The organism is Streptomyces tubbatahanensis, assembly GCF_022699385.1.
GTDB lineage: Bacteria > Actinomycetota > Actinomycetes > Streptomycetales > Streptomycetaceae > Streptomyces > Streptomyces diacarni.
On sequence record NZ_CP093846.1, the window covers coordinates 3355410 to 3372685 of the forward strand.

A 17276-nucleotide genomic window follows, 5' to 3' on the forward strand; every position below is an offset into this window, starting at 1 on the left:
AACGCTCCGTTCGGGCCCGGCGTCGCTCCGTACGGACCTGAGCAGCCCTCCGTCCGGACCGCAGCGCCTCTCCGTCCGGACCGGAGCGTCCCTCCGTCTGGACCGGAGCGTCCCTCCGTCCGGACCGGAGTGTCCCTCCGCGCAGACCACAGCGTTCGTCCGCACAGACCGGCGGATCCCTCCGTACGGGCCGACCGAGCCTCCATCCGAAGCGGCGCGCCCCTCCGTCCGGACCGGGACAACCCTCCGTCCGGACCGGGACGACCCTCCGTACGCAGCGGTGCTGCCCTCCGTGCGGGCCGGCGTGCCCCGCCGTTCGGACTCCCCCCATCGCTCCACTCGGACCGGCGGGAGGCCATAACCGGCATCCGCCGAATTCGAAGGCTTCGTAGAGAGGCTGGTACCTGAGCTGACGGAAACGCCGCCGACAAGGCAGACTGACCCGTGCGGGGAACGGAGGAGTGCGGATCAGCAGGGGGCACACCAATGGGCGCCGGGGACGACACGCGTAACGGAGCGGGGCAGCGGGATCGCCAGTTGCGGTTCGCCCTGCTCGGTCCCGTGCGCGCCTGGCGCGGGGACCAGCCACTCGGCATGGGATCCCCCCAGCAGAAAGCCCTGCTGGCGGCGCTGTTGCTGCGCAGTGGTCACACCGCCACCGCCGAAGAACTCATCGACGCCATCTGGGGCGAGGAGCCGCCCGAGCAGGCCAAGGCCGCGCTGCGCACCTACGCCTCCCGTATCCGCAAAGCTCTCGGCCCCGACGCCGACCTGCTGGTCAGCGAATCCGGCGGCTACTCCCTGCACACAGGACCCGAAGCGCCGCTCGACGTCGAGACCGCCCACGACTGCGCCGTCCGCGCCGACAAGGCCGCCTCCGGCGGCGACCGCGCCCAGGCCCGCGAACTGTACGGCGCGGCCCTCGCCCAGTGGGACGGCGAACCCCTCGCCCGCATACCGGGCCCCTACGCGGAACACCAGCGCATCCGCCTGGAGGAGTGGCGCCTCAGCCTGCTGGAGCTGCGGCTCGACCTCGACCTCCAGGTCGGCTGCCACGCCGAAGCCGTCAGCGAACTGACCGCGCTGACCGCCGCGCACCCGCTGCGCGAACGGCTGCGCGAACTTCTGATGCTCGCCCTCTACCGCAGCGGCCGCCAGGCCGAGGCCCTCGCCGTCTACGCCGACACCCGGCGCCTGCTCGCCGACGAACTCGGCGTCGACCCCCGGCCCGAACTGGCCGAACTCCAGCAGCGCATCCTCGAAGCCGACGACGAGCTCACCTACCAGGCCGACGAGCCCACCGCCGCCGGGCCCACCGTCACCCGCCCCGCGCAGCTGCCCGCCACCGTCGCGGACTTCACCGGGCGTACCTCCTTCGTCGCCGAACTGGGCGACCAGCTCGCCCAGGCCGAAGGCACCGTCATGGCCGTCTCCGCCGTCGCCGGAATCGGCGGCGTCGGCAAGACCACACTCGCCATCCACGTCGCCCACGCCGCCGCCGACCGCTTCCCCGACGGGCAGCTCTACGTCGACCTCCAGGGCGCCGGAGCCGCGCCCGCCGACCCGGAAGCCGTCCTCGGCTCGTTCCTGCGCGCACTCGGTGTCGCCGACTCCGCGATTCCCAGCGGCGTCGAAGACCGCTCAGCCCTCTTCCGCTCGCTGCTCGCGGGCCGCCGCGTCCTCGCCCTGCTGGACAACGCCCGCGACGCCGCACAGGTCAGACCCCTGCTGCCCGGCGCCGCCGGCTGCGCCGCGCTGGTCACCAGCCGCGTCCGCATGGTCGATCTCGCCGGAGCGCACCTCGTCGACCTCGACGTCATGAGCCCCGATGAGGCACTCGCCCTTTTTACCCGCATTGTGGGCGACGAACGGGTCCTCGCCGAGCGCGAGGCCGCCATGGACGTCGTGGCTGCCTGCGGCTTCCTGCCGCTCGCCATCCGCATCGCGGCGGCCCGGCTCTCGGCCCGCCGCACCTGGACGGTCTCCGTACTCGCCGCGAAGCTCGGCGACGAGAGGCGCCGTCTCGACGAACTCCAGGCCGGCGACCAGGCCGTCGGCGCCACCTTCGAGCTCGGCTACGGCCAACTCGAAGGCGAACAGGCCCGCGCCTTCCGGCTCCTCGGCCTCGCCGAGGGCCCCGACATCTCCCTCGACGCGGCCGCCGCGCTCCTCGACCGGACCCAGGAAGACGCCGAGGACCTCCTGGAGTCCCTGGTCGACACCTCCCTCCTGGAATCGGCCGCCCCACGCCGCTACCGCTTCCACGACCTCGTCCGCCTCTTCGCACGGGCGTGCGCGGAGCGCGACGAACAGCCACCGAGCGAGTGCGACGCCGCGCTGCGGAGGCTGTTGGACTTCTACCTGGCGACGGCGCGGAACGTGTATGCGCTGGAGCGCCCCGCGGAGCGGCTGGTCGAGCACCTGGAGCCCACGCAGTACGCAGGACTTCATTTCGGGGGACAGACAGAGGCGATCGACTGGCTCTTCGCCGAGTCGAGCTGCTTCCTCGCCTGCGCGGCGCAGATGGCGAAAGGGTCGGCCTTGCGCCTGGCAGTGGATCTCCTGATGGCCACCAGCGCCCTCGCGGAGACCGGAGGCTACGGGCGCCAGTACGAACAGGGGGCCACCGCGCTCAAGCGCGCGGCGCAGAAGGCGGGGGACCCGCGCGCCGAGGCGCGCGCCCGCTCGGTACTCACCGGGATGTATCTGGCCACCGGGCGTTTCGACGAAGCTGAGGCGGAAGCCAGTGAGGCGCGCCCGCTGGGCAACAGGGCCGACGACCCCATTTCCTCCTCCTACGCGCTCAACGACCTCGGTCTGGTGGCCAACTACCAGGGGCGCCCCGAGGAAGGCGAACGCTGCCTGAGCGATGCGCTGGAAGCGTTTCGCTCCTACGGCAACAAGCCCGCGGAGGCGAGCGCCCTGTGCAACCTCTCCCGCGCTCTTACAGACCTGGGCAGGATGGAGACCGCCATCTCGCTGGCTGAGCAGGCGCTCGCCATCCACGAGGCTCTGGGCGTCTCGATCCGCCGAGCGACGACGCTGTACGCCCTCGGTATCGCGCTGACCAAGGCCCACCGGCTGGCGGAGGCCGAACGGCACTTCCGGGAAGCTCTGGACATCTTCCAGCAGAGCCGACAGCGCCTGTGGGAAGGGATGGTCTACTTCCGTCTCGGCGAAGTGCAGTTGGCGGCCGGCCACCCCGCGCAAGCGGCGGCTCTGACGGAGCAGTCCATGGCGATCCTGCGCAGTGTCGGCGGATCGTGGCGCAGGGCCAACGCGCTCACACTGCTCGGAGAGGCACTGGAGGCGCTGGGCCACAGTCGGCGCGCTCAGGCCTGCTGGCGCGAGGCCTTGGAGCAGTACGAACTTCTCGGCAGCCCCGAGGCCGCGACCGTGCGCCGGCTGCTGGAAACCGAGAGCGCGGCGTAAGACAGCGCGGCGCAACACGGTCACCAATCAACCGTTCATCGATCGTTTATCGTCGCCCGGCATGCTCTAAGCAGTCGATCCGGCGCGTCGGGGGGCAGGCGGATCGGCAGGGGGAGGCGGCCCTCCCCCGATAGGGTGAACGGCCCGACTCGTCCGCCCGGCGGCCCACGGGGGAGCCGCTGGGCGGACACCTGCCCACAGATCCCATGGAGGGAAGCCACCATGAGCGACCACGAAGAGAAGGTCACGCCCGAGAGCGGCGAGGTCACCACCAAGGACCGCAACCAGACCATCAAGCCGCCGGCCGCGAACGGCTCGTCCGGTGAAATGGGCACGAACGACCGCAACCAGACCATCAATCCGGCCCACTGAGGCCCGCTCTCCGGAGGGCCGTAGGGGCCCGGGGGGGAGGCCCTCCGGAGAGCCATCGGACCATCACACGGGACGCCCCGCCGGGGGAAGCAAGCGGGGACCGTCCTACGGGGGACCAGAGGGTCGTGGTCGACGACGCAGAGGGGGAGTCGTCGACCACGGCCCTCGGTGCATGACCGGCTTTGGCCGTTTCCCGGAGCCGTACAGCGTCAAAGTACACAGTACGAACACGTATTCACTCCCGGAGGTGCCCTCTCGTGTCCCGTTACAAGAAGCTCGTCGCCACGTGTGCTGTCGCTTTGGGCGTCATGGGGGCGCTGGCTACTCCGGCACTCGCGACCCACGCGTCCGCGCCCGCAGACCGCACTCAGACCGCAGGCGTCCCGGACCGCAACGGCACCATCCTCCCCGACCTGGACAACAGCCAGGGGACCGTCGCGCCCACCGCGACCCAGGCCGGCTGAGCGATCGGCGCGGCCCGGAGGCCCAAGGGGGCCGGCGGTGACGTGCGTCGTCACCGCCGGCCCCGCAGGCGCGTCTTGACCACCTTGCCGCTCGCGTTCCGCGGCAGTGCCGCCACGAATTCGACGTCCCTGGGCACCTTGTAGTTGGCCATCTCCCGGCGCGACCAGGCGATGAGGTCGTCTGCGGTGACGGTGGCGCCCGGGTGGCGGACGGCGAAGGCTTTGCCGACCTCGCCGAGCCGGGGGTCGGGCACGCCGATGACGGCGGCCTCACTGATGTCGGGGTGCCGGCTGAGGAGTTGTTCGATCTCGGCGGGGTAGGCGTTGAAGCCGCCGACGATGAACATGTCCTTGATCCGGTCGGTGATACGCAGGTTGCCCTCGGCGTCCAGGACACCGATGTCGCCGGTGCGCAGCCAGCCGTCGGAGGTGAATACCTCGGCCGTCTCGTCCGGTTCTTCGAAGTAGCCGGACATGACGTGGTAGCCGCGCACCAGGACCTCGCCCGGCTCGCCGGGGGGCCGCGGGGCACCCGTGGGGGAGACGACTTTCACCTCCGTGCCGGGAAGGGCCCGTCCTGAGGTGGTGGCGACGGTCTCCGCGGGGTCGCCGCGGCGGCACATGGTGACGGTGCCGGAGGCCTCGGTGAGGCCGTAGGCGGTCAGGACGGTGCCCACCCTCAGTTCGGCACGCAGCCGCTCGACCAGTTCGAGGGGGACGACGGCGGCGCCGGTGACGACCAGGCGGAGTGCGCTCAGATCGTGCTGCCGGCGGGCGGGGTGGTCCAGCAGTGCCTGGTGGAGGGTGGGCGGGCCCGGCAGCACGCTGACGCGCTCGGTGGCGATGTGCGCGAGCGCGGTCTCGACGTTGAAGACGGGCTGCGGGATCATCGTCGCGCCGCGCAGCAGGCAGGCGATGATGCCCGCCTTGTAGCCGAAGGTGTGGAAGAACGGGTTGACGATGAGGTAGCGGTCGCCTTCTTCGAGCCCGGCCAGTTCGCTCCACGCGGTGTAGACACGGAGCGTCTGTTCGTGGGTGATCACGGCGCCCTTCGGGTGCCCGGTCGTGCCCGAGGTGAAGGTGAGGTCACAGGGTGCGGAGGGGGTGACGCGGGCGGCGCGTGCGTGGACCGCCTCGCGGGAGACCGACGCGCCGGCGGCCAGGAAGTCGGTCCAGGTGCGGAAGGAGGCGGGCGCGTCCTGTGCCAGGACCACGACCTCTCGCAGGTGCGGCAGTCCCGGCAGTGGGCCTTCGCCCAGCCCCTCAGCGGTGGCGCGGCGCAGTGAGGCGACGTACGAGGTGCCCAGGAACGTGCCGGTGATGAACAGCAGCCTGGCGCGGGTCTTGCCGAGCACGTAGGCGGCTTCGGCGCCCTTGAAGCGGGTGTTGAGGGGAACGAGGACGCCGCCTGCGGTGACCGCGCCGAGGGCTGCGACGATCCAGTCGAGGGTGTTGGGCGCCCAGACGGCCACCCGGTCGCCGGGTTCCAGGCCGGAGGCCAGGCATGCGGCCGCGGCCCGCTCGACCCGCTCGCCCAGACCGGCGTACGAGATCCGGGTGCGCCCCTCGACGACCGCTTCGCGTTCCCCGTAGCGTTCGGCGGCGGCCCGGACGAGGGCCGGGATGGTCGCCGGAACGGTTTCCGCGCCCGTTGGAACGGTTTCCGCGCCCGTTCCGGCAGCGGGGGCGACGGCGGCGGGGGACGCCGCTTCAGTGCGGGCCGTCGGGGCCGCGTCGGCAGGGGACGCCGGTACCGCTCCGGGTGCGATGTCCTTACCACTCACTGTGCGCCTCCTTGACCGAGCCGCTGCCACTGCCGCTGCACTACTGCGCTGAGCCACTGCACCGCCGCACCGTCGCGCCCCACAACTGCACCGCCGCAGCGGTGCGGTGCGTCTCACGGACGGTCGCACGGCTTTCGTCGCGCACCGATACCTGACACACCGTCAGGTTAGCTGTAGCCTCCCGGACTGTCAGCAGCGGTGCACCAGTCAGGTCGCCCGAGGAGGACGCCATGAAGGACGCCACGGCGATCGTCGGCATAGGGCAGACGCCGTTCGCCAAGCGGCTCGACGCATCCGAGAAGAGCCTGGCCTGCCGCGCCATCCTGGGCGCGCTCAACGACGCGGGAATCGCCCCCTCCGAGGTGGACGGTTTCGCCTCGTACACGATGGAGGAGACCGACGAGGTCGAGGTCGCCAAGGCGATCGGCGCCGGTGACGTCACGTTCTTCTCCAAGGTCGGCTACGGCGGTGGCGGCTCGTGCGCGACCGTCGCACACCTGGTGGGCGCGATCGCCACCGGACAGGCCACCGTGGGCGTCGCCTGGCGCTCCCGCAAACGGGGTTCGGGCACCCGGCCGTGGGGAAACGCCGCGGCACAACTGCCCACGCCCGCGCAGTGGACGCGTCCCTTCGGACTGCTGCGCCCCGCCGACGAGATCGGCATGCTCGCCCGGCGCTACATGCACGAGTACGGGGCCACCCGCGACCATCTCTTCAACGTCGCGCTGGCCTGCCGCAACCGTGCCAACCAGAACCCCGCGGCGATGATGTACGAGCGGCCGCTGACCCGCGAGATGTACATGACGGCCCGCTGGATCAGTGAGCCGCTGTGCCTGTTCGACAACTGCCTGGAGACCGACGGGGCGCTCGCCTGTGTGCTGGTCTCCGCCGACCGCGCCCGCGACTGCCGCCGCAGGCCCGTCTACGTGCACGCCGCGGCGCAGGGCCTGCCCGCCCAGCACCACGGCATGGTCAACTACTGGAACGACGATCCGCTGAGCGGCCCCGCGTGGACGGCGGCCCAGCAGCTGTGGAAGCAGGCGGATCTCGGCCCCGCCGACGTGGACGTGGCGCAGATCTACGACGCGTTCACCGTGCTCGTCCCGCTCTCCCTGGAGGGTTACGGCTTCTGCGGACGCGGGGAGGGGGCCGCGTTCACCGAGGGCGGCGCGCTGGAGATCGGTGGCCGTCTGCCGCTGAACACCGCGGGGGGCGGGCTGAGCGAGGCGTACGTGCACGGTTTCAACCTGATCACCGAGGGGGTGCGGCAGCTGCGCGGCACCTCCACCGCGCAGGTGCCCGACGCCTCGACCTGTCTGGTGACGGCGGGCGAGTGCGTGCCCACCTCCGCCCTGCTGCTGAGGAGCTGAGAGCTGTGACCGCTTCTGTGACACCGGTCCCCGGGGGCGGGTTGCTGCTGCCCGTCCCCGACGACGACGGCGCGCCCTTTTGGGCGTACGCCGCGAAGGGCGAACTGCGCGTGCAGGCCTGTCGCGACTGCGGAGTGCGTCGCTTCCCGCCGCGGCCGTGCTGTCCGCGCTGCCGGTCCTTCGAGGACGAGTGGCAGAGGGTGAGCGGGCGCGGGCGCGTCTGGTCGTACGTGGTCGCGCACCCGCCGCTGCTGCCGTCGTACGCCGCGCTCGCGCCGTACGACGTGGCGGTGGTCGAGCTCGTCGAGGATCCCGCGATCCGGCTGGTCGGCAACCTGGTCGCCGCACCGGACGCCCCGCTCGGCTCCGTGGACGCCGCCAGGTTGCGCATCGGCGCACCGGTACGGGCCGTTTTCTGCACGCTGGGCGAGGGCGACGAACGGGTGACGGTGCCGCGCTGGATGCTGGAGCGGCCGTGACCAACGCGGAGGGGGTCGCGACCAGCGCAGAGGCGGGCGTGAGGAGCGGGGAGACGGGCGTGAGGAGCGGAGAGGGAGGGGCGTGAGCATCGGGCTGGAATGTCGGGACGGTGTGGCGACGGTGACGCTGGACCGGCCGGAGAAGCACAACGCGCTGGACCTCGACGACGCTCGGGCTCTTTCCCGGACATGGCGGCAATTACGCACCGACCGGGCGGTGCGTGCGGCCGTGGTGACCGGTGCGGGTGGGCGGGCCTTCTGCACGGGCATCGACAGGTCGGCGGTCGCCGGCGCGGACGCCGTGCCTCAGCCGGCGTCACCGTTCGCGATCGAGGACCCGTTGCTTTCGATCGGCCCGAAGAGCAACGACCTGTGGATACCGGTGCTGGCCGCCGTGGAGGGCATGGCCTGCGGGGGCGCGTTCTATCTGCTGAGCGAGGCGGAGTTCCTCGTCGCGACGGAGGAGTCCGCCTTCTTCGACCCGCACACCACCTACGGCATGGTCAGCGCGTACGAGGCCATGGGGATGGCGCAGCGGATGCCGTTCGGCGAGGTGGCACGGATGGCGCTGATGGGAACGGCCGAACGGATCTCGGGCCGGCGCGCTTACGAGACCGGCCTGGTCTCCGAACTCGCGCCGGTGGGTGGCGCACTGGAGTGTGCGCTGGACTGCGCACGGACCCTGGCCTCGTACCCGCCCGAGGCGGTGCAGGGGACGGTGCGCGCGGTGTGGGCCGCGAGGGAGGCGGCCCGCAGCCAGGCGATGGCCCAGGCCCCACCGCTGATCGCCCTCGGCAACCTGCCGCCGGCGCGACAGGCGGAGCTGTTCGCCGGGCGTCGGCGGAGCGGGCGGGGCGGCACCGCCTTCCGCACCCGGTAGGGGTACGAGCGCTGCCGGCTGCCGGCAGCCGCACGGGATTCAAGTGCCAGAGGGAGCGCGGTTGCGCGCCTGCCGCGCGAAGAGGGTGCTCCTCCGTGCGGAGAGAGTGCTCCCTTCGTGCGGAGAGGTGTGCTCCCTCCGTGCAGCAGAGGGAGCACACCTTGAGCGAGGGTGTCACCTGACCGAGGAGACCTCGCACTCCACGACGTCCCGCACCTTCGACGGGGTCTCCATCGGCACCTTCACCGACCGTGCGTTGCCGCCCTTGACGGTGGTGTGGGCGGAGCCGGAGTCGATGACCTCACCGGCCGCGTCGAGGAAGTCCACCTCGACGACGAACGTGCCCGACCTGTCGCCCGAGTTGCGCACCCGCACAGTCGCACCGGGTTTCGTCCCCGGCTTGGCCTGGGCGCACTCGGTCACGTACCCGGACCCCTTCACGCTGCTGCCACCCGAACCGCTGCTGGAGCTCGAACTCCTTGAGCTGCCGGAGCTGGAGTAGCCGTTGGTGTAACCACTGGTGGAGCCGCTGCCGTAGTCGCTGTCCGAGCTGCCGGTGTGGCTGTGGCTACTGGACTTCTCGCTGCTGCAGCCGCCTCCGCCGTGACCACTGCTGCGGCTCTTGCCGCCGCCACCGCTGTGACCACCCGACGAGCGGGCCTGGCTGAACCCCGTCAGCGCCAGCAGGACGACCGAGACGGCGGCGATCAGCTTCAGATGCCGCAACCGCTTCATGAGAACCCCCCGAAAACACGTGGACACCACAACCATTGTCGCGTCCAGTTCAACCATTGCCACCGGCTCAAGACGTCCACAGTGGCGAGGGGGTTCCCGGCGGCGTAGCGTCGAGAGCGGATCACGCACCCGTACGGCGTCGGGAGTGGCGCCGGGAAGCGAGGCGAGACCATGATCCGCAACGCGATCGGGTCGCTACTCGCCCTCATCGGGGCAGCGGCCGCCGTCTACAGCCCCTTCCGACCGTGGTACGACGGCCGCCTCGGACGCGACTTCCGCCTCGACGCCCTCTTCCAGTCCGCCGGCATCACCGGAGCGGCCGCGGCGTTGTTCACCGGCCTCTTCGTGCTGATGCTGGTCGCGGCAGTCATCGCGGTGCTGGGCGTGCTGGCGCGCTCGCGCATCCTGGTGCTCATCGCGGGCGTGCTCGCACTGGGCTTCACCGTGCTGTGGATGGTGCGCCAGGGACAGGCCGCGGGCAGCCTCACGGCCGGCAGCACCGGGGGCCTCGCCTCGGGCGCCTGGCTCGCCCTGGGAGGAGGCGTTCTGCTGCTGCTCGGCGGCGCCATGATGGCCGGGCGCCGAGCCGTGCGCCACCGCGCCCGCCGCGGGGAGAAAGGCCCGGACGGGGACACGCTGGAACAGCCGTACGCGGGGCAGCCCCCGCCCCAGCAGCCGTACGCGGGGCCTCCCTCGTCCCAGCAGCCGTACGCCGGTGCGCCGCCCTCTCCCCCTCCCGCGGAGCCGTACCCGCAGCCGTATCCGGGACAGCCCGGAATGCGCGGGGCACCCCAGCAGCAGTACCCGGGCCCCCAGCCCCCCGAACCCGGCGCGGCACCGTACGGGCAGCCCGCCCCCGGACCGGCCGCCCAACAGCAGCCGGAACAGTACGGGACGGAGCCTTACCAGAACGAGCCGTACGGTACCGGGCCTTACCAGCAGGAGCCGTACGGAACGGACCCGCACGCACCGGAGCCGTACGAGTCACGTGCCGGCACTCAGGGCGCTCCGCTGGACGAGCCGTACGAGCCGACCCCGGCCACGGCGGAGACCGGTCCGCAGACGGAAGCCGAGCGGCAAGCGGGTGCGGCCCCGCGGACGGAAGGGGAGGCGGAAGGAGAGACGGAGACGGAAGCGGGACGGGGATCCGATCCGGTGGACAACACGCGTCCCTTCCCGACAGCTCCCCCGCCGCCTGCCGACCGTCCCGGTGACGAGGACGAGGACACCTGGCGGCACAGAGGACGCGACGCGGCGTGAGGCCGGCCGCACGGTGGCACGGTCGCGCTCCGACGGAGGAGGAAAACCTTCGCCCGCCGGGCCGCCCGCAGGGGCCCGGCGGGCGCGCCCGTCAGGCGGACTGGCGTGACTGTCCGGTGCCCTTGGTGGCGTCCAGCGCGTAGACGCAGCGGTCCTTGCTGCACGCGTACACGACGCCGCCCACCGCCACCGGCGAGCCGGTGATCTCCCCGCCGGTGGCCAGCTTCCAGCGCAGCTGCCCGCCCACGGCGTCGACGGTGTACAGACAGTGGTCGGCGGAGCCGAAGTGGACCCGCCCGTCGGCGACCACAGGGGCGCCCACCACGTCGGCGCCCGTGGCGAAGCGCCAGCGCGGCGTGCCGCTGACCGCGTCGAGCGTGTAGACGGCGCTGCCGCTGCCCAGGTGGACCAGACCGTCGGCGGTGACGACGGGCTCCGCCGAGTGCCGTGCCTCGGTGGCGATACGCCAGCGGTCGTTGCCGTTGCCGGAGTCGAGCGCGTACACGGTGCCGAGGTAGTCGGCGAGGTAGACCCCGCCACCTGTCACCCCGGGGCCCGGCACGAAAGCGGCGGGGCTCAGGAAGGCCGCGGGCGCGTCGAAGCGCCACCTCTCCTGCCCTGTGGCCGCGTCGAGCGCGAACACCCGCGATCCCGCGCACACGTACGCCACACCGTCCTCGGCGACGGTCACCCGCACGGGCACCCCGCCCGTGGCGGAGGCGTCACCGACGGGGTACGTCCAGCGCTCGGTGCCGGTGCGGGCCTCGAAGACGTACAGTCGCCCGTCCGCCCAGGTGTAGACGGCGCCGTCAGCGATGACGGGACCGCCCTCGGGGGTCTCGAAATCCGTCTGGGCGCCCGTCAGGTCCCACAGCTTCTCGCCTGTGGCCGCCTCCCACGCCTGTACTCCGCCCCCACGGGTGCCGGTGACCACGGTGCCGCGGTCGACCTGGAGGGCGTAGACCCAGCCGTCGGTGGCCAGTCGCCACCGCTCCGACCCGTCGCCGGCGTCGAGCGCGTAGAGGCTGGGGCCGTCGGAGGCGTGCACCCGGCCGCCGGAGACGGCCATGGACCAGGCGACCTCGCGCGTCTTGAACTGCCTGCGCCCGCTGGCCACGTCCAGCGCGTGCACCTCGAAGGAGGTCACGTACACCAGATCGTCGGCGACGGCCGGCGAGCCCCACACGTCGTTCGACATCCGGAACCGCCACGGCCGCCAGCGCTGCGGCCCGCCCGACGAGGCGCCGGACGCCGCCGGATACCCGCCACCCACCGAGTGCGCGGAGGGCTGGGACGGCGGCTGCGCGGGCGGCCGCGGATGCTGCGGGGACTGCGGCGGAGGTGCCGGCGGCTGGTGCAGCGGATGCACGCCGGGCGGCGGCGCGGACCCCGCGGACGGACCTCCGCCCTGGTCGGCGCCCCCGGCGGACCGCCCCGGAGCACCGTACGGCGGAGCGGACGGGGGCGCGGGGGGCGGCGAGACGGCCTGCGGAGCCGCGGCGCCGTGCGCGGCGGAGGGACCCGCCAGCGGGGGCAGCGGCGCCGCGTACGGCTGTGCGTAGGAGGGCGGCGGAGTGCCGTCCCTGGATCCGTCCCTCGACCCGTCGGGGGCCCGCACCCAGCCCGAGGTCGGATCGGTGCCCGTCTCGCGCCCCGTCTCGTCGGAGCGGCGCGGCCCCGGACCGATCGGCACCTGCGTGTTGGGCAGCTGTACGGGGTCCGCCTCCGGGCTGCCCGGCTGGGCGGAGGGGCGGGAGACCACCGGTGCCGAGCCGGGCGTCACCGCGCCGGGGAAGCCGGCGAGGTCACTGGCGGCGGGCACGGAGGGGTCTCCGGAGTGAGGAACACCCCGAACGGATGCACCGGATGCGCCGGATGCACCGGACGTCCCTGGCGGACCGGACGCGTCGGCGGCGCCGCCGACGGCGGGCGGTCCGCCGGGGATCCCCTGGTTCCACTCGGCAGCGGCGGGGCCGCCACCTGCCGCCCCGTGACCGCCCCCGGCTCCGGACCCGTTGCCCGGCACCCCCGGGCCACTGCCGGCGGCACCGACTCCGCTCATGGCCGACCCCGCGGGCCCGGCGGAACCCGCGCTTTGGGCCGCTCCCGCGTCCTGGCTCGGCCCCGCGCGCCCCGCGGCGGGCGGTCCGCCGGGGCCGACGGACCCCATGGCCGAACCGTCCGCGCCGCTGTCCCCCGCCCCCGCGGGCGGGAACGACGCGGCGGGGGACGGCGCGGCCGGGGACGGCGCGGACGCCGGCGGGCCGGGAGGCGCAGGCACGAAGGGGGCGGGCGCGGAGCCGGCGGGCGGCTGTGCGGGGGCGCCTCCGGCGGCCGGGCCCGCATCGGCGGACGCCGCGTTCTGGCGCCGCATGGCGCGTCCGCCCCGGCGGCGCTCGATCAGGGATACGGCGGTGATGGGCAGCCAGGCCGACACCGTCCCGCTGTCGTCGCTTCCCGCGCCGAACAGGTGCGGGGCGAGCTGCGCCTGGAGGTCGGCCGGGGTGGGCCGCTCCTCCGCGTTCATCCGCATACACGAGTCGATCAGCGCTCGCAGGTCGTCGGGCAGCCCCTCCAGGTCGGGGCCCTCGCGCAGCAGCATGAAGACGGTCTCCACGGGGTTGGCTCCGTGGAAGGGCGCGTGTCCGGTCGCCGCGAAGACCAGGGTCGAGGCGAGCGAGAACACGTCACTGGCGCCGGTCACGCTGCGGGAGTCGCGCGCCTGCTCGGGCGACATGTAGGCCGGAGTGCCCACGGCGACGTTCGTCATGGTCAGCCGGGTGTTGGAGACGCCGGAGGCGATACCGAAGTCGATGACACGCGGGCCGTCCTCGACGACCAGCACGTTGGAGGGCTTCAGGTCCCGGTGGACCAGTCCGGCACCGTGGATGGACTGGAGCGCCTCGGCGACCCCGGCCGCCAGCCAGCGCACCGCCTGCACCGGCAGCGGACCGCACTCGGTGACTATTTCCTCCAGCGAGGGCGAGGGCACGTACGCGGTGGCCAGCCACGGAATGGCGGCGCGCGGGTCGGCGTCCACGACGGCGGCCGTGTAGAAGCCGCTGACCGCCCGCGCGGCCTCGACCTCACGGGTGAAGCGCACCCGGAAGAGCTGGTCCTCCGCCAGTTCCGTGCGCACCGTCTTGATCGCGACGCGGCGGCCGGACGCCGAACGTGCGAGGTAGACCAGCCCCATGCCGCCGGAACCGAGACGGCCCAGCACCTCGAACGGGCCGATCCGCCGCGGATCGTGCTGCGCAAGCTGCTCCACCACTTGTCCTGCCACCTCCCCGTAGGGGCCGTAAAATCTGCCCGTTCCCGCCCCGTGCAGCCTCTCACTGCCGTGCCGGACCTGGCGGTCCGGACGCCGATTCTTCCTGGCGAACGCGCCGGTTGCGAACCCGGGGGCGGCACGTAAGTGTCTTCCTGCCCCGACAAAGGCGCGTATGACCCGGTCAATCCGTCATGGTGCGGTAGCCGTGTATCACCCTGATTGCCCTCATCCGGGCTCGCCGATCGAGCACACCCCGTTTGCCTGCGGACGAATCGCGGTCCGAGCGCCCCTCGGTAAGCTGACGGGCATGACAGGACAAGTTCGAACCGTCGACGGCCGGGTGGCCGGACGCCGCGGTCAAGCGACGCGGCAGAAGCTGCTCGACTGCCTCAGCGAGATGCTCAGCTCGTCGCCGTACCGCGATGTCAAGGTCATCGACGTCGCACGGAAAGCGGGCACGTCCCCTGCGACGTTCTACCAGTACTTCCCCGATGTCGAGGGCGCCGTCCTGGAGATCGCCGAGGCCATGGCCAAGGAGGGCGCCTCCCTCACCGAGCTGGTGGCCGGACGCTCCTGGACGGGCAAGGCGGGCTGGCAGACGGCCGAGGAGCTGGTCGAGGGCTTTCTGGCCTTCTGGCGCAGGAACGACGCGATCCTGCGCGTGGTCGACCTGGGCGCGGCAGAGGGCGACAAGCGGTTCTACAAGATCCGCATGAAGGTCCTCAACTCGGTGAACAACTCCCTCGCCGACGCCATCAAGGACCTGCAGAACCGCGGCAGGGTCGGCAAGGACGTCAACGCCGCTGCCGTGGCCGGCTCGCTGGTCGCCATGCTGGCCTCCGTCGCAGGCCACCAGAAGGGCTTCCAGAGCTGGGGCGTCAAGCAGGCCGAGCTCAAGCCGAGCCTCGCCCTGCTCGTACACCTCGGCGTGACCGGCAAGAAGCCCACCAAGTAACGCACCGCGCCGCCTCACCCCGCGATGCGTGGGCACGCCGCGCTGCCCGCTTGGCACGTGTCCTCTCTCCCGTACGCAGCGTCCCTCGCCCCTCCCCGAGAAGCCGTCAGCTCTCCGGCCTGCGCTCCAGGCGGAAGACGCGGATCCGCCGCTCGATCCGGCGCTGGTAGACCGCGTACGGCGGCCAGAACCTCAGCAACTCCCCCCACGCCTCCTCGCGCTCCGCGCCCTCCAACTGTCGCGCCCTCACGGGGATGTCGCGGCCCCTGTAGGTGATACACGCCTCGGGATGACGGCGCAGGTTGGCGGTCCACCCCGGGTGGCCCTGCTTGCCGAAGTTGCTGCCGACCAGCAGCCAGCTCCCCCGCGCCTTCTCCGGCATGCACGCCAGCGGCGTCCTTCGCGGCTCACCGCTCTTGGCGCCCGTCGAGCTCAGCACGACACCGGGCAGCATCCGGGTACTGAGCATCGTCCGTCCACCCGAGAGCCGGTGCACCGCCCGGTCCAGTACGGGGATCACATGCGGGGCGATCCGCGAGAACGTCCGTGTGGACGACACCGCCTGAATCATCTTCCGTCCGCCCGACCCGGCCATCAGAATCCAACCGCCTTCCCCGCGGCCCCCGCGCCGCGTCTTCTTTTTCTTCGTCCCTTCGCGCTGCTCCCCTGTTTGCGCGTCCCTTCGCGCTGCTTCCCCTGTTTCCGCGTCCGTTCGCGCTCCTTCCCCGTTTTTCGCGTCCGTTCACGCCACGGGCCCTGCCTGCGCGTCCGTTCGCGCGACGGGGGCTTGCTGCGCGCCCGTTCGCGCCACGTTCCCTTCGCGCACGTCTGCGGCTCCTTCGGGGCCCGCTCCCGCGGCGTACAGCGCCGCCTCTTCGGCGGCCTGGTGCCGCAGCCGGTGCACCGGTCCGAACAGCAGGTCGTCCCCGGCCGCGCGCCTGAAGGAGAGAGGCGCCGTCTGCTCCCGGGTCGAACCCGCCTCCCCGTGCAACCGCATCGCCTCGCCCGCGGCGAACCTGAGCGCCTCCAGTCCCGACGCCTGCGCGCCGCCGGCGGCCGCCCGTGCTTCCGCCTCGTCCGTCGCGGCCGTCCACGCCTCGTCCGCCCCCACCGTCCACGCGGCGTACGAGGCCGCCGCCCGCGCGGTGCGCACCCGGAGGTACGCCTCCGCCAGGAGGGTCCGTATCGCCCGGAGGGAACCGCATGGCCGGCGCCCGGCGCCCGCGCCCGACGTGACCTGTTCGACCGTCCGCGCCAGCGCACCGTCCGCCGCGCCCACGGCCTCCATCGCGAGGACGGCGGCCACTCGGGGGCCGAGGGCGGCCAGTGCGGGCCGCACGTCGTGCTCGTCGCGTTCGCCGAGGAGTTCCGCGCGCACGTCGCGCAGTTCGACACGGGCCACAGGGCGCGTCTCGTCCAGCGCGGAGTGCCGTACCCGCACGAGCCCCGCGGCGTCGTCCGGGACGAGGAAGAGCAGCGTGCGGCTGCGCGTGAAGCCGCCCGTGTGCGCCGCGACGAGCAGCAGCCCCGCGCTGTGACCGCCCAGCACCTGTGCCGCTTCCCCGTACAACCGCCATCCGTCTGCCGCACGGTGCGCCTGGATACCACCGGCACGCCCACCGCCGGACCACCCGCCGACCGGCCTCCCGCTGTCGGGCCGCCCGCTGTCGGCCCGCCCGTTGTCGGCTGGTTCCTCGCCGGGGCAGTGCTCGCGTCCTGCCCGCTCCCCGGGGCCCGCCGACACCGTGAGGCCGAGGGCCACGGGCAGCGTTCCCGGGGGTACGGCGAGGGCGCCGGTCAGTTCGCCGGAGGCCAGCCGCGGCAGCACGCGGGTGCGCTGCGCCTCGGTGCCCAGAGCGAGTACCAGCGGGGCGACCAGGCAGGCCGTGGGTACCAGCGGCGACGGCAACAGGGCGCGGCCGGTCTCCTCACCGGCGAGCGCGAGTGCGAGGGCGCCACGCCCGGCGCCACCGTAGGCCTGGGGCACCGCGAGGCCGGGCAGCCCGTGGTCCCGGGCGAGTGTGGCCCACAGGGCGGTGTCGTATCCCTGCGGCGACCGCGCCGCGGCCCGCACCTCGTCGGGTCCGCTGTGCCTGTCGAGCACGTGTCGCAACGTGCGGCGTATCGCGTTCTGCTCCGCGGTGAACCCCGTGTCCATCGGCAGCGCCCCCTCATGGCGACCTCGTCACCTGACGGGGCGTCATGTTAGGCAGCCCCGGCTCCGATGCCCAGGGCACGGACGGCGCCACCTTGCCACCGCCCCCTCCCGCC

13 protein-coding genes are annotated in these 17276 nt (G+C 72.9%); 8 read left to right on the top strand and 5 right to left on the bottom strand.

The features are described 5' to 3' along the window. Positions 1-486: 486 nt before the first annotated feature. From afsR to MMF93_RS14325, 3 genes are all read left to right on the top strand, one after another. Positions 487-3432, top strand: a complete 2946-nt coding sequence (gene afsR, locus MMF93_RS14315) for an SARP-family global regulator AfsR (protein WP_242751667.1) — start codon at positions 487-489, stop codon at positions 3430-3432. A gap of 222 nt (positions 3433-3654) precedes the next feature. Continuing rightward, positions 3655-3804 (top strand): hypothetical protein, encoded by a 150-nt coding sequence (locus MMF93_RS14320; RefSeq protein WP_242751668.1) that lies wholly within the window; start codon positions 3655-3657, stop codon positions 3802-3804. Between the two features lie 257 nt (positions 3805-4061). Continuing rightward, the gene (locus MMF93_RS14325) at positions 4062-4268 is read left to right on the top strand and encodes a hypothetical protein (RefSeq protein WP_242751669.1); all 207 of its coding nucleotides are present in this window, start codon (positions 4062-4064) and stop codon (positions 4266-4268) included. Positions 4269-4318: 50 nt separating this feature from the next. Here MMF93_RS14325 and MMF93_RS14330 read toward each other — a convergent pair whose 3' ends face one another. Continuing rightward, on the bottom strand, positions 4319-5893 hold the full coding sequence (locus MMF93_RS14330; RefSeq protein WP_242757562.1) for a FadD3 family acyl-CoA ligase: 1575 nt from the start codon (positions 5891-5893) through the stop codon (positions 4319-4321). 389 nt (positions 5894-6282) lie between these two features. Between MMF93_RS14330 and MMF93_RS14335 the strand changes: the two genes are divergently transcribed. The 3 genes from MMF93_RS14335 to MMF93_RS14345 all read left to right on the top strand — a co-directional run bounded on the left by MMF93_RS14335 (position 6283) and on the right by MMF93_RS14345 (position 8781). After that, a complete protein-coding gene (locus MMF93_RS14335) occupies positions 6283-7422 on the top strand; it encodes a lipid-transfer protein (protein WP_242751670.1) in 1140 nt (379 codons plus the stop codon). Then, positions 7419-7901 carry a Zn-ribbon domain-containing OB-fold protein gene (locus tag MMF93_RS14340; protein WP_242757563.1) on the top strand — a complete coding sequence of 161 codons (483 nt, stop codon included), beginning with the start codon at positions 7419-7421 and terminating at the stop codon, positions 7899-7901. Before MMF93_RS14335 ends, MMF93_RS14340 begins: the two co-directional genes overlap by 4 nt. An 82-nt stretch (positions 7902-7983) precedes the next feature. Further along, positions 7984-8781 carry an enoyl-CoA hydratase/isomerase family protein gene (locus MMF93_RS14345; RefSeq protein WP_242751671.1) on the top strand — a complete coding sequence of 266 codons (798 nt, stop codon included), beginning with the start codon at positions 7984-7986 and terminating at the stop codon, positions 8779-8781. Positions 8782-8955: 174 nt separating this feature from the next. On the opposite strand, the gene MMF93_RS14350 is transcribed toward MMF93_RS14345, so the two are convergent. Further along, the gene (locus tag MMF93_RS14350) at positions 8956-9516 is read right to left on the bottom strand and encodes a hypothetical protein (RefSeq protein WP_242751672.1); all 561 of its coding nucleotides are present in this window, start codon (positions 9514-9516) and stop codon (positions 8956-8958) included. A 171-nt stretch (positions 9517-9687) separates the two neighbouring features. Between MMF93_RS14350 and MMF93_RS14355 the strand changes: the two genes are divergently transcribed. Beyond that, positions 9688-10776 carry a hypothetical protein gene (locus MMF93_RS14355; RefSeq protein WP_242751673.1) on the top strand — a complete coding sequence of 363 codons (1089 nt, stop codon included), beginning with the start codon at positions 9688-9690 and terminating at the stop codon, positions 10774-10776. A gap of 91 nt (positions 10777-10867) precedes the next feature. On the opposite strand, the gene MMF93_RS14360 is transcribed toward MMF93_RS14355, so the two are convergent. Then, positions 10868-14050 carry an outer membrane protein assembly factor BamB family protein gene (locus MMF93_RS14360; protein WP_242751674.1) on the bottom strand — a complete coding sequence of 1061 codons (3183 nt, stop codon included), beginning with the start codon at positions 14048-14050 and terminating at the stop codon, positions 10868-10870. 307 nt (positions 14051-14357) lie between these two features. Between MMF93_RS14360 and MMF93_RS14365 the strand changes: the two genes are divergently transcribed. After that, positions 14358-15005, top strand: coding sequence for a TetR family transcriptional regulator (locus MMF93_RS14365; protein ID WP_114020216.1), 648 nt, complete (start codon positions 14358-14360; stop codon positions 15003-15005). A 106-nt stretch (positions 15006-15111) separates the two neighbouring features. Here MMF93_RS14365 and MMF93_RS14370 read toward each other — a convergent pair whose 3' ends face one another. Continuing rightward, a complete protein-coding gene (locus MMF93_RS14370; protein ID WP_242751675.1) occupies positions 15112-15600 on the bottom strand; it encodes a nitroreductase family deazaflavin-dependent oxidoreductase in 489 nt (162 codons plus the stop codon). Positions 15601-15747: 147 nt separating this feature from the next. Further along, positions 15748-17163 (bottom strand): acyl-CoA dehydrogenase family protein, encoded by a 1416-nt coding sequence (locus MMF93_RS14375; RefSeq protein WP_242751676.1) that lies wholly within the window; start codon positions 17161-17163, stop codon positions 15748-15750. Positions 17164-17276: the final 113 nt, after the last annotated feature.